This is a genomic window from Thiomicrorhabdus cannonii, assembly GCF_013391695.1.
Classification (GTDB): Bacteria; Pseudomonadota; Gammaproteobacteria; order Thiomicrospirales; family Thiomicrospiraceae; genus Thiomicrorhabdus; species Thiomicrorhabdus cannonii.
On sequence record NZ_JACBGH010000011.1, the window covers coordinates 37,939 to 50,522 of the forward strand.

At 41.7% G+C, this 12,584-nt stretch carries 11 protein-coding genes and 1 pseudogene; 5 read left to right on the top strand and 7 right to left on the bottom strand.

The genetic code is table 11. The annotated features are described in order from the left end of the window. Positions 1-128: 128 nt before the first annotated feature. Positions 129-1,325 carry an ATP-binding protein gene (locus HZ297_RS10340; RefSeq protein ID WP_178863492.1) on the bottom strand — a complete coding sequence of 399 codons (1,197 nt, stop codon included), beginning with the start codon at positions 1,323-1,325 and terminating at the stop codon, positions 129-131. A gap of 213 nt (positions 1,326-1,538) precedes the next feature. Between HZ297_RS10340 and istB the strand changes: the two are divergent. The 3 genes and pseudogenes from istB to HZ297_RS10355 all read left to right on the top strand — a co-directional run. Next, a pseudogene (istB, locus tag HZ297_RS10345) lies at positions 1,539-2,243 on the top strand (IS21-like element helper ATPase IstB); the annotation flags it as partial. Between the two features lie 451 nt (positions 2,244-2,694). Further along, positions 2,695-3,381 (top strand): hypothetical protein, encoded by a 687-nt coding sequence (locus HZ297_RS10350; protein ID WP_178863493.1) that lies wholly within the window; start codon positions 2,695-2,697, stop codon positions 3,379-3,381. Positions 3,382-3,703: 322 nt separating this feature from the next. Then, a complete protein-coding gene (locus tag HZ297_RS10355; RefSeq protein ID WP_178863494.1) occupies positions 3,704-4,183 on the top strand; it encodes a hypothetical protein in 480 nt (159 codons plus the stop codon). 54 nt (positions 4,184-4,237) lie between these two features. Here the strand turns inward: HZ297_RS10355 and HZ297_RS10360 are convergent, their stop codons facing one another. The 6 genes from HZ297_RS10360 to HZ297_RS10385 all read right to left on the bottom strand — a co-directional run bounded on the left by HZ297_RS10360 (position 4,238) and on the right by HZ297_RS10385 (position 10,745). Next, on the bottom strand, positions 4,238-5,413 hold the full coding sequence (locus HZ297_RS10360) for a DUF4116 domain-containing protein (protein ID WP_178863495.1): 1,176 nt from the start codon (positions 5,411-5,413) through the stop codon (positions 4,238-4,240). A gap of 77 nt (positions 5,414-5,490) precedes the next feature. Then, on the bottom strand, positions 5,491-6,960 hold the full coding sequence (locus HZ297_RS10365) for a DUF2779 domain-containing protein (protein ID WP_178863496.1): 1,470 nt from the start codon (positions 6,958-6,960) through the stop codon (positions 5,491-5,493). Beyond that, complete coding sequence (locus HZ297_RS10370) at positions 6,950-7,960, bottom strand: PD-(D/E)XK nuclease family protein (RefSeq protein WP_178863498.1); 1,011 nt, start codon at positions 7,958-7,960, stop codon at positions 6,950-6,952. Before HZ297_RS10370 ends, HZ297_RS10365 begins: the two co-directional genes overlap by 11 nt. 18 nt (positions 7,961-7,978) lie before the next feature. Beyond that, the gene (locus tag HZ297_RS10375; RefSeq protein WP_178863500.1) at positions 7,979-8,245 is read right to left on the bottom strand and encodes a sigma factor-like helix-turn-helix DNA-binding protein; all 267 of its coding nucleotides are present in this window, start codon (positions 8,243-8,245) and stop codon (positions 7,979-7,981) included. 74 nt (positions 8,246-8,319) lie between these two features. Beyond that, positions 8,320-8,622: a hypothetical protein gene (locus tag HZ297_RS10380; RefSeq protein WP_178863502.1), complete on the bottom strand. Its 303-nt coding sequence runs from the start codon at positions 8,620-8,622 to the stop codon at positions 8,320-8,322. An 11-nt stretch (positions 8,623-8,633) separates the two neighbouring features. Further along, positions 8,634-10,745 carry an AAA family ATPase gene (locus HZ297_RS10385; RefSeq protein WP_178863504.1) on the bottom strand — a complete coding sequence of 704 codons (2,112 nt, stop codon included), beginning with the start codon at positions 10,743-10,745 and terminating at the stop codon, positions 8,634-8,636. Positions 10,746-10,913: 168 nt separating this feature from the next. On the opposite strand from HZ297_RS10385, the gene HZ297_RS10390 reads away from it, so the two are divergent. After that, complete coding sequence (locus HZ297_RS10390; RefSeq protein WP_178863506.1) at positions 10,914-11,912, top strand: helix-turn-helix transcriptional regulator; 999 nt, start codon at positions 10,914-10,916, stop codon at positions 11,910-11,912. Between the two features lie 28 nt (positions 11,913-11,940). Then, positions 11,941-12,471, top strand: a complete 531-nt coding sequence (locus HZ297_RS10395) for a restriction endonuclease PLD domain-containing protein (RefSeq protein ID WP_178863508.1) — start codon at positions 11,941-11,943, stop codon at positions 12,469-12,471. Positions 12,472-12,584: the final 113 nt, after the last annotated feature.

A 12,584-nucleotide genomic window follows, 5' to 3' on the forward strand; every position in this document is an offset into this window, starting at 1 on the left:
TTAGAGCTTAAATTCAAGAACGCTGTTCTGTCTTAATTAAAATTCTTTGATTCTACACACGCAACACAAGGCTACAATTTATTACGCATTATAATAGCCAAAATACCAATAAAAATTAGTAAATCCTTTCAAGAGCTAAGTTCAGGCATAATTCTCTTCATGAAGCCATCAAAAAGTGGAACAGTGAATGCGGTATCACCATGTGATGGGCTATAAACCATCCCTTTAGTAATTAGCCTTGCGCGAATCGGTGCAACTGCTGAGGATGGCTTACCCAAAATATCTGAAATATCACTTGATCGATGCGGCCCCTCGCCTAGCTCAGCCATTGCTCTCATATAACGCTTTTCTGCTGGCGTTAAACGATCAAACCGCACTCTAAAGAAACTCTCATCCAAACCCGCTAACGCTACGTCAGTCGCAGCCATTACATCTCGCTTCATAATCGGAGAGTTATAAGCCAAGTCCCAAACATGCTTTCCCCATTCCTGAATAAAATACGGGTAGCCTTGTGTTTGTTTAATAATCTCGAGAACTGCGTCCTGCTCTATTTGCGCTGATTCTTGTTTAAGAGGAATCACAATCGCTTGGATTGCTGCTTCTCTCTCTAAAGCGCCAATTTGGACAAATTCAAAAAGTCGCTCAGCATAAGACTTTGCCTGTCCCATTTGTCCAAGAAGCTGCGGAAGCCCCGCCCCAATCAATGTAACAGGCAATTGACGCTGACTCACGCGGTGCAATGCGGTAATTAAAGCAGCTAATTGCGGTTCTGGAATATACTGCAATTCATCAATAACTAAAACGACTGGTTTCTGATAGTACTTAGCAGACTCTCCAACGCTGACCAATAAATCCGTCAAATCCGCTTCAAAATCACCGCTGTCCGCCAATCCCCTTTCTGCTTCAAAATCAATATTTACTTCAACGTCGTCAAACCTAATTTTCGCAGCACGAATAAAACTAGCCAAAGCCCCTTTCGCCTTATCCAAAGCTTCATTAACTGCAGCTCTTGCCTGCTGAATCTTACTCATTCTGATGAGTGCCGTCCGTAAAGAAGGTCCCAGAACAGCTGCCAATGACCGATCCTCGGGAGCCTCAATTACAACAGGCATATAGCCCTCTGCCTCCGCTATATCGCGAATTTTGTGCAAAAGCACAGTCTTACCAACTCCGCGCAGACCATACAAGATAACGCTTCTTGCAACTCTACCAGCTGCAATGCGATGCAGAGCAATAGAAGCACGTTCAATAATCTCATCACGTCCAGCTAGTTCAGGAGGCGGTGTACCGGCACCCGGGGCAAAAGGATTTAATCTTGGATCCATAACGGAACTCCACTTAATTATCAAATTATTAGTTAATTAACATTTTTTGTTAATTATAGATAACTTTTTTATAAAAAACAGTACTATCTCGCATAGCTGAGAACAACAAATATTTAACATCACTTTTAAATCGAAAAGGCGATTAGCCATGAATAGTCTTATCAGACAATGTTAGCCTCCAATCGCCACAGCCCATAACCCGCCCTGGTAAGGCCTGAGCTGGCCAAACGCCATCTGGAACAGGATGGCACCTATGCTGACCTGATTGAAGCTCTTTGGCGTGAAGAAGTGCAGAGTCAACAGACCCGCATGCAGGCTACCCTGTTACGGTTCGCCGGTTTACCGTCGATTAAAACCTTCGAGGAATACGACTTCCGCTACGCCAGTGGCGCACCCAAATCCCAGCTTCACGAACTCAATGGGCTTGGGTTTATCGAGCGGCGTGAAAATATCGTCCTCATTGGCCCAAGTGGTGTGGGTAAAACCCATCTGGCCATTGCACTGGGCTACCGGGCAGTCATGCATCAACAAAAGACGCGCTTTATCAGTGCGGCGGATTTAATGCTGCAACTGTCCACCGCCCATGCGCAAGGCAAACTTAAAAGTTACCTGCAACGGGTCGTACTCAGCCCTAAACTGCTTATCATTGATGAGATAGGCTATCTACCTTTTGGACGAGAAGAAGCCAATCTGTTTTTTAACGTGATTGCCAAGCGTTATGAAAAAGGCAGTACGGTGTTAACAAGCAACCTGCCATTCAGCCAATGGGCCAGCACGTTTGCGAATGACACCAGATTGACCGCTGCCATGCTTGATAGACTGTTGCATCACTGCCATATCGTACAAATCAGTGGCGAAAGTTATCGGCTTAAGGATAAGAAGAAAATTGGAATCGCTCCGACTGTGAGCACAAACTAAACCCGCTTAGGGGGTCAAATTTAAATTGCCGTTGACACCTTTTTTCTATTTAGAGTCTAGTTAGACTAGATTAACAATTGTCTCTATCAACGAAATCTGGAGGCTTTCAAACGCTCCTCACGTTTTTCATTGATCGCCAGCTCATCATTCAAAGCCATTACCCAAAGCTTTTGATTGATATCACCAAGGTTGGTTGGATGATATCGATCATCGTATTTGCGACATATGCGTCTATCCCGCAATTAAATATCTATTGATTCATTTTAGAAATAAATACGACATGAATGTAGTAGACAAAGTAAAAACTGCGACATTAAATGTCGCGTTAAATTTAAACTGTGATGACAATAACGCCCCAATGCACGTATCATTTCATCGAAAACCACAATTCAGGGATATTGCATCCTAGAATGGATACTCTCATTAACAATTTTTCAGGAGTTACATGCTGATGACTGAACTGTTAAACCAACTCAAAATACTTTCTAAGATCTACCCTTTAGAAGGGTACACATGGGGTATAGATAAAAACTGTCCCCTATTAATCCCTGAGGGCATGAGCGAATTTGAACAGAATGTATTTCTTAAAGAGAATTTTGCGCCACTCTTAGATCATGACACAAACCTTGATAACCATTATTGGATAATCAACGAATGGGGAAAGATCCGTTCCTTTAAACGAACACCGAATAATGACAGCAAAATATTAGAATTTAATAAACGGCTGCAATCAGGGAAACTAACACGTACAAGCTTTGATTTAATTTCATCGCTATCCAAAATCGCGTCATTCAAAGACCCCATGAATTTTGCCATATATGACTCCAGGGCTGTATATGCCCTAAACTGGCTATTGTTCAGGTATTCTCCGGAGTTGAAACTCTTTCCACAACCCGCTGGCAGAAACAGTGAAATGTCTAAATTTGATCAAGGAACTATTTTTAGGCTATCAGGACAACCATTTGAGTACGAGTCACATAAAGATGCCTACCATTCCTACTGTGACCTTCTGAAACAACTTTCTCATGAAGTATATGGGGACAAAAGACCATTCAATATCGAAATGCTGCTATTTCAAATTGGCCCAGAGCATATCGTAAACGATATTAAAAACAGCGTAAAACTGACGATAAACTAATCCATAGAGAGATAAATAACCCATGCTACGGTCAGAATGTTGATAAGAGCATATCCAAGGACAATACGCCAAAACCATTTTCTAAGCCAAATGGTCGTTTCTTTCGAAGTCATAATTTAACTCCTCGTTTTGTGGAGCTGACCGATCGCCAGCAATGACGTTATCTAATGATTTCATTGTAGGCAAAAATGAAACATGGACATAGGGAAGCAAAGCGTGAATTGCGACACTTACTGTCGTAGTCTTCACTAAATACACTTGGAATACTCCCTAATTTCACTAAAATTACGAAAGAAAATTAACTTATAGATGGGATACTGCCTTGATTTCACAAAAATATTTATCCAAGGAAATGCCAATTGATGACGTTGAATATTTCTGCACCAACTTTTCTGACTACTATGCACAGATCAAAGTTATTGCCAGGCTTGATACGCTCGATGAGATATTTATCTCAAAGCGTTGTGAACAAGAGGAACCTGAAATATGGCACATCACGGGATATGAAGTATCGGGCACCTTAACAGTTTTCCATTGTGATGGTGACTTTTCAGCACACTTCAGAAATTTCTTCAACACACAAAAAGAAGCTGAAGATTGGCACCGGTACCTAACGGATAATCACGCATACTACCTATTAGTTGAGGGGTACTATGGCATCTATTTTGAAGAAAAATCCATGGATGTTTTGGATCCAAAGATAACTATCAGCGAAAGGGCAATTCCGCCTCTTGAACCGTACAACTTCACACGAAAATCTGATGGCCAAACATGTTTGGACTTTGAAAATATTTCCGATTAAAACAAGCGATAGCATACAAATCACAAGCACGAAAACCGTGGATAGACCTTCCACTTAACCGCTGAATCCCTGCTCTTTATCCAACGCTTTTAAAATATCAACGTCTTTCAAAATATCTGCAGGTATATGAGATCTCATCCAGTTATCGGATACACCTGTACGTTCTATAATTTCCAGTACAAAATCCTTATCCGTCTTTAACTCATTTGCGGCATGCTTTAAAGCCCAAGGGTTTTGCATCACAGCTTTCATAACCAAACTTTTGTCGGCTTTGAACTTCGCAACAGCATGCATTAATGCCCCACCAAATTGGCTTACAGCCTCCGTAACAATCTCTTTATCTCCTTTAAGAGCCTCACTCACAAACTTGAGCGACGAACCATCTAGCTTGACCGATGCCAAAACAACCTCTCTGTCTGCTCTTAAATCACCTGATGCAAAACTAAGGATGCTTTCTTCAACTCCTTCAGACCACACCAAATAATCCCTCTCCTCACCAAGTGGCGCATAATATTCATGCTTACGAGTAATCAAAAAGGGATCTTGATACATAAAACCAAATTCTGTTTTCGCTTCTTCTTCATCAGACACAATAGCCAATGGCTCTTGGTTGAGAAGAGCCGTTAACACAACCTCTTTATCAGCCTGAAGTCTTTTGGATGCATACTCCAAAGCCCAGCCAGTATCGGTGACCGCCGTGAGCACAATCTCTTTATCATCTGCCATCTCACTACTTACGTATTCAAGTGCAAGACCATTACAAAATACGGCCTGCGATATAAAATCCCTATCGAGATATAACGCCTCATCCACTAAACTTAATGCACTCTCATACGCCGATATTGCTTGGAGAGATACTGCTTTATCCGACCTTAATTCCTGGGACGCATACTCAAGCGCTCTACCCCAATTGGAAACCGCGGCCATGACCACTTCCCTATCAGCTCGTAACGCTTCAGATGCATATTCAAGCGCGCCACCATGTTTGGAAACGGCAGCCATAACTACTTCTTTGTCGGCTCTTAAATCAAAACATATGTTCTCTAAGCGAACCAAACGGTTAGATAACCCATATAACGCGATATCTTTATCATCAATAAATGCAGAACGATCTTCATTTTCGGTTAAGACCTGCTCAAAACATCTCTCTAACTCGTAAGATGGCTGATTGAGATTTCCGCCAACTTCAATGTTAGAAAGCAACTCCTTAATTTCCTGCATCAAATCCATATACACAACCTCTTGAATAAGCGATCACGCCGCCTATTAACATTCATTTTTCGTTTGAGAACTACTTTCAAAAACAATCAAGCGACTTTTATCAGATCCAAGAGCTTTTGATAAATCCTTACCATCGCCAAAGTATCCAAATGACAATAAGCTAAGAGATCTTGCCTAATCAGCTCTCGTTTAGTTGGGTCTTGCAAACGATGAAGATTTGCAAAAGTGTCCATCGCCATGCCCCCGTGTTGGATAGCGAGTTTCTTGTAGTCCAACTCAGGATCATTAGGAAACATTGATGGCAGCACGGATTTAATAGAAAAACTGCCATGAAAATTAGGATGGTAATATCCCAACTTGCGGAAAGGTACAATCAAATCAGAAAAGCGCGGAATTAAAGCCAGCAGATCCTCGGCATACTCTGGAAAATCTCTTGCCAATTCTTCGATACGACTAATTTCAAAATTTTGATAATAAGCGATGATGCTTCCTTCCGTACCGAGCTCATTTAGCATTCGGATAACAAGCTCACGCCTTGGATCACTATTTTCATCCCCTAAATATTCATAGTGTTCCAACTCTCCGTTTTCATGCAGGACATGAAGCGAATATTGAAAAGGCATTTGCATATATGGCTTTTGACCATCAAAACGCGGAATGGCTTCCATAAAAGTTTCGAAATCGAAAAAATAAAGCGGGTAGCTGAGTCCTTGTATAAAACCGTCTATGACCTCTTTATTTACAATAGGCAGCCCTGTTTGTACGGTCTGAACCTGAATGGTTTGAATACGATTTAAACGTTTTTTGTCGATAGCATCTTCATAGGTTCTGATGCCTTGGTGATACCATTCAAATTGTTTCTCTTTATCCAGCCTGTAGAGTTTAAAAACAGAGTGAGTTGGTACGTCTTGCCAGCACTGTTTTTTGAAATCGCATGCAAAAGGATCGTTGCAATGGACACCTATTTTTGCAGTTGGTTCCTCAGACTTGAGCATCTGCTCCATGTAGTCAATTCTTTGAGGAATTTCTGCCTGACGCTTTAGGACATCCTCGGTGATATCCTCGATATGAAACAGTTCATTAACATCTAGCTCGCCTTGTCGCGCGTAGCGCTTATTCAAATGAATAATATGAGCCTTGCTTACATTAATTGCATTTGAAATGGCATACCATTGCACGGCTACATCATTCAGATGGTATTCTTTTACTTTAGTTGACGCTTTAACCTCGTAGATATTCCAAGTAGCCCCATTTCTGACCAAAATGTCGGCCATGGCAAATATGCCATTTTCCTTAAAAGTAGCCTCATAAATGACATCTGCGCCACTTTCAATCAACTCGGCCGTTTTACTGACCATTCCCTGAAAATCTTCCTTATCAAACTCAATCCCAATACCCCCCGGGAATAAGTTACAGGCTAGATCACCTACGCTATACCCTGTATCAATAAAGGCCATGTCTTCAGACGCGATTTGGCGCAATTCCGGTTTATTCTTGATAAACCATAAAGATTTATGACATTGCAAACCACGTACATACTGGGATTTAGAGAGCATAGATTTCTTCAATTTTCTTTAAGCTTGCGACAGTGGCATCAAAATCCAGTGTTCCATCCGGCTTAGCCACCCTAAAGTCATCTTGAAGAATGGCTGCAGTCATAAATTTTCCATTACCGAACCGTTGAGGCTTCACCACCGAGAATCCACTATTTTCAAATTTTCTCTCGAGTTCATGACGCCACTGTGAGCGGAGTTTTTTTCTTAGCGTGTCTTCAATAGCTTTAATTTTGAAGCAAAGTTTTCCAATCGAAGGTTGCTGTTTTTTAGCGGCCGTTCCCTCTACTTGGAGTTTTATCGGACAAGGCTCATCTGTCTTACGCTCTGCCCACCAGAAACCATAAAAACCACCGGATGGATTTGGGACATACTTCCATTGTCCTGCTGGAAATTCATTTTTTAACGCCTGAAAAAAGCCAATCCATTGTTCTGCTCGCCAAGCAACAAGTGGGCGTGTCGAAAAGGCATTAACATTGTCCTCAATCGACTGCAAATAACTTTTAAATGCCAGCATGATGCAATTGTTACCACCATACCCATTCAACACACCTAAGAAGTCTTTTCTTAAATAAGGCTCAAATCCGTTATGTTCTCGAACATAATCCATATCGCATTGATCATGTGTTTTAAGGTAGATAGGAATAATGTTTTTGAGTTTTCCTGTGTCTACATATTTTTTGAACGCATATTGATAATACTTGTTAAGCTGATTGGAGTGGTTTCGGGTAACCGTTTTATCTTCGATTAACAGATAATATTGGTCATTAACAATGGCGCCTACATCAATGTATTGGTCTTGCGGCTTGATCTTAATGGTTTCAACCGCATCCAACTCTATTTGATGTTTCTCAAACAACGATTTGACAAAATGATTTGCAACCAGATGTAAGTCCTTATCCTCATTCGCATGGGTTGGATCACTCCACGCCAAAAGCCAGCATATGAAAGCATCCTGAGACAATTCACTGGTTGCATAGTTAAATATGTTTGGTGTTTTCAAACCCCTTCCTTTCGAATTTCAAATAAAGTCTGACAAACTCACGCCAGCTAACCTTGCCCTATTTCGCATCTTACTTAATGCCTTTGATTCGATTTGTCGGATACGTTCACGCGTCACATCGAACATTTGGCCGACTTCTTCCAAGGTCATACTGCTGGCACCGCCAATACCATAGCGACAGGCTATCACTTTCTTTTCTCGATCAGTCAGGCCTGAAAAAATAAAACGTACTGGATCATTTTGATTATTCATTCTTAAAACCTCGCCCAAGTTTAATGCAACCATTACATATTACCACGTATTTATTAGCCAAAATTTCACTGGCGACATTACTTGTCGCATCTTCATATGGATTGCAGCTAAACAACGCTCTGCGAATAGCCAAAATGCTCCGTTTCAATCCTTCCAATCAATGGAACAATTTTTTCATACAGCACTGGATTCTTTTGTTTTAAGATTTCCAATCCTGACTTTCTTTCCTTTGCGGTAGGCTGGTTGACATAATGTAACGCCAGACAATGCAACAACCACTCAAAGGTTGTTGTGTCGATCGTTTCCTCTATCACCAAAGGCACATAAGAACGATCCCTTTTTATTTTCATCTGCCGTTCATTGAACGCCATCACACTTCGAGTTCTTTCTTCAAAACTTTGTACGATCATGCTTGCTATCCTTAATGCGACAATTCACTCATAAAACCAATTCCGGTTCTTTTGACATAACCGGGCTTAAACTGACACTCCTGCTCCAATGCAGAAAGCAGCGTGCCTGGTTCAGGTAATATCCCGCCGATACTCAGCTTCCTCATCACAGCTGAAAAATCGCCAGGAGTAAGCACTTTCATGCTTTTTAGCGTCTCCCATATACTGTCTCGATCGTACTGATGGATTTCGTATTGACGGAAGATCTCTTCAATCATTGACCAGGCCTGTTCGGTTTTTAGGGGCTTGAATTCAAGCTTGAAGTCAAAGCGCCGTAGGGCCGCTTGATCGATGTTCTTCATCAGGTTAGTGGACGCGATAAACACCCCTTCAAAACTTTCCATCTGCGTGAGCAATTCATTGACCTGCGTGACTTCCCAACTTCGCACAGCGTTTTCACGGGATTGCAAAAAGCTGTCCGCTTCATCAATTTGCAGAACTGCTCCTTCTCTTTTAGCCTCCTTGAATGCACGCGCAATATTCTGTTCAGCCACACCCACATACGGAGATAGCAGGTCAGAAGCGCGCTTAATCAACAGCGGTCTATCTAACGCCTTAGCCAGGAAATTGCCAAAGGCCGTCTTACCGGTTCCCGGCAAACCATAAAGACAGAAGCGACCTCGCTGCGAGTACTGCATCCCCTTTACAAGTTGTTCAATATCGACATCAGTATTCACGTAATCGAGCGAATAACCTAAACCGGTTTTTAGGTTTTTCAATTCCAAAGACGAGTGTCCTTGCGCTTCTAGCGTTGCATTAATTAGCGTAAGCATATGGTTTTGGATAGACTCTTGAGGTTCGTCTGGTTTGGCTATGGTCTGCACCACTTTTGCTGCACGACTAATTACAGCTGGCACCAACTGCTTATGATCAGCCAGTTGATGTATCCATCCTTGACTGACATCCACGCCTTGCAAGGCATTTTGGATAATCTCGCATCGCACGCTTCTGGGCGGCGTATCAATTTCAATCACCAAATCGAACCGGCGAATATAGGCTGAATCAATCTGTCTGATTGAATTACTGATCCAAAAAGCGGGTACAGGATTTTCTTCCAACACTTTGTTAATCCAGCCTTTATTGCCACTTTGGCTTTTTCTCTCCATAAACAATGAAATGCTATGCGGGAATACATCCTCCACCTCATCAAACATCACCAGGCTTTTAGCTCTTTTTTGTAAAGCGTGTTGTGCCAACTTATAAATCTCAACTCGTCTACCGTCTAGTAGTACGTCCCCATCCTTATCTTCACTGGTAATTTCGTACAAGGGAAACTTGAGCGTCTTTGCAATCGCCTTGACCCACTCTGTTTTTCCCGTGCCAGGCGGACCGTATACCAGGATGTTGGCACCCTTACGTTTACGCTGGTGACTTAAATAACGCATTACCCGCTCAGTTTCTTCCGCAAGATGGGGGTAATTCTCAAGTGATAATGATGGCGCTGTGCTGGGATAAAAATATCGGCTAAGAAGTTCAATCGGATTGCCAGACTCAATGGTTAAGACATCCTCTAAACCTGCGAGCAAATCCACCTTGGAACTTAGATTGTTTGAGTGACGCATATCCACTTTCAACAATCCCGATTGAGCCAATATCGATTTGCCATCCAACGATTGACTAATATCTTTTTTGGACTCACCCAATACGACACTTAGTACTTCGACAAGCTGCTGAAATGTTATCTCCCCAATACTGTCAACCACATCCTCAAAATCATCATTGGATTTAACTAGCACAAAGAAACCGAGCAACAACGCATCCATCTTTGAGAGCCCAAGCGTGCTTTTTAATTTTTTTAAGTTGATTGCGATGACACCGTTGAATCCAGGGTTAAGAATTGACAATTTTTGTTCAAGCTTCTGTGCTTGTATCATCAATTTTGTCAAAACAGCCGGATCTGACTCATCAATCTCTAACTGCATAATCTCAGCCAAATCAGAGGGGGCAATACGACGCAACTTTGACGACAGCAGCTTTGAATAAAAATGCTTATAACCACACATCCTTGCAGTCCAAAGTGCATAAAGGCTCTCATGATCATCTGATAGTAAAAATTCGTTAGAACACAAATCTGCTTCAAACACGCCCGTCTCCCCAGCTAATTGACTTAAATACAATGTACATTCAAGTGAGACAAAATTTAAGATGACAATGAACTGGTAGCGACACTAGTTGTCGCACCCATTGAAAAAAGACTTGTTTAAGTGCCTGAATACTCTTACAGTGACACAAAACTTATGGACATAATCCCAATGAATGACGCTTGTTTCCGTAGAATTCAAACACTAAGATTCTTACCCACTGCACCAGCGCGGATTAGTGTTTCTCACCTTTACGACAAACTAACCGGCCAAGGTTTTGATATTGATAAACGCTCGTTGCAACGCGATCTGAATTCACTTTCAAAACTGTTTGCTATCGAAAATGATGGTAATAAGGATATCCCGGGCTGGTACTGGCGGAAGGATGCGGAAAAACTCGAACTGCCCGAAATGGAGCCGGCCGTAGCACTGAGTTTCCGAATGGTGAAATTGTTTTTAGAGAAGTTCATGCCTCCGAGCACATTGGGAGACTTGGATGGCTATTTCAGACACAGTGATAATGTTCTCAACAATCTCACCCATAACCACTTAAGTGGTTGGAATGATAAGGTCGCCCTTTTATCCAGAAGTCAGCCTCTTCTTAGCCCTGCGATTGATCCGGTGGTATTGGCAGAAACCTACCAAGCCCTGTTACTAGAAAAACAAATCAAGGCTCATTACCAACCCAGGAATGAGGAACCGCGTGATTACATCATCAATCCACACGGCATTGTGATCGTCGATAAAATCATTTATCTCGTGGGTTCACTATGGGAATATCAAGATATCAAGCAATTCGCATTGCACCGATTCATCAGCGCCGAACAACTTGAATCCGACATGCTCAAGCAGGACAGCTTTAATCTAAACAACTACATTCACGCTGGTCATTTTGAGTATTTGGTAGATGGCGAACAATTTATCGATTTAAAACTCAAAATCAACAGGGTGATTGCAACGCATTTGAGTGAAAGTAAGCTATCGACAGATCAAAACATTACAAGAACTGAAGATGGCATATTTGTTGACGCAACGGTAAAAAACTCTCAACAATTACGCTGGTGGCTAATGAGTTTTGGTCACGGCGTTGAGGTACTTGAACCAGAGAGTTTAAGACAAGAATTTGCTACAACAGCCAGAAAAATGTACTCGCTTTACTTCAAAGACTAGCCGTCAAATTTTGACGCAAACTTAGGTTATGGCGCTGGTTCCTATGCCATTCAAACGAGCTGTGCTTTATTCAAAATATCAGGTGCAAACTATGCAATTTGTTAGCAACACAAAAAGTAGAAACCATAAGCATGCCATTTGTGAGCTATTGGAGTGGGCTGATAAATGTGTCCTCTGCACCAGCTTTTTTGATCGAAGAGGCTTTGGTCATATCTCAGACATTATTTCTTCGGGCATAGAAAATAGAGGATTAGACATAACAATCTATTCAAACGGAGAAGACGGATATACAACACCGAGCGCCATAAAAGCCGCTGCAGCCCTTAAGGGCGTGAAGCATAAACTAATAAACGGCAGAAGACTTCATTCCAAAATCTATTTTTTTGAAAAAGGTGATACTTTTAAAGCCATGATCGGTTCAGCTAACATCACCCATAACGGCTTAGTAAGAAATATTGAGTTCTCAGTGGTAACCACGGGCAACATTGGTTCAATAGAACATCAAGAAATTCAAAACAATCTGCTACAAATCGAAAAATTGAGTGAAAACAGTATGTAAACTTCTAACAACACAACCCCCCTCCTTGCCCTAGACGAACTATTTGAAGAGGTTCAAATATAAAGTTTTATTACGACCATCACAACGAACAATGAGCATTTGCAACTTCACCC

Coding starts and splice junctions, on each gene's coding strand:
- HZ297_RS10380 (WP_178863502.1), bottom strand. CDS start 8,622: ATGATCGTACAAAGTTTTGAAGAAAGAACTCGAAGTGTGATGGCGTTC.
- HZ297_RS10395 (WP_178863508.1), top strand. CDS start 11,941: ATGGCGCTGGTTCCTATGCCATTCAAACGAGCTGTGCTTTATTCAAAA.
- HZ297_RS10375 (WP_178863500.1), bottom strand. CDS start 8,245: ATGGTTGCATTAAACTTGGGCGAGGTTTTAAGAATGAATAATCAAAAT.
- HZ297_RS10360 (WP_178863495.1), bottom strand. CDS start 5,413: ATGGATTTGATGCAGGAAATTAAGGAGTTGCTTTCTAACATTGAAGTT.
- HZ297_RS10350 (WP_178863493.1), top strand. CDS start 2,695: ATGACTGAACTGTTAAACCAACTCAAAATACTTTCTAAGATCTACCCT.
- HZ297_RS10390 (WP_178863506.1), top strand. CDS start 10,914: ATGAATGACGCTTGTTTCCGTAGAATTCAAACACTAAGATTCTTACCC.
- HZ297_RS10340 (WP_178863492.1), bottom strand. CDS start 1,325: ATGGATCCAAGATTAAATCCTTTTGCCCCGGGTGCCGGTACACCGCCT.
- HZ297_RS10365 (WP_178863496.1), bottom strand. CDS start 6,960: ATGCTCTCTAAATCCCAGTATGTACGTGGTTTGCAATGTCATAAATCT.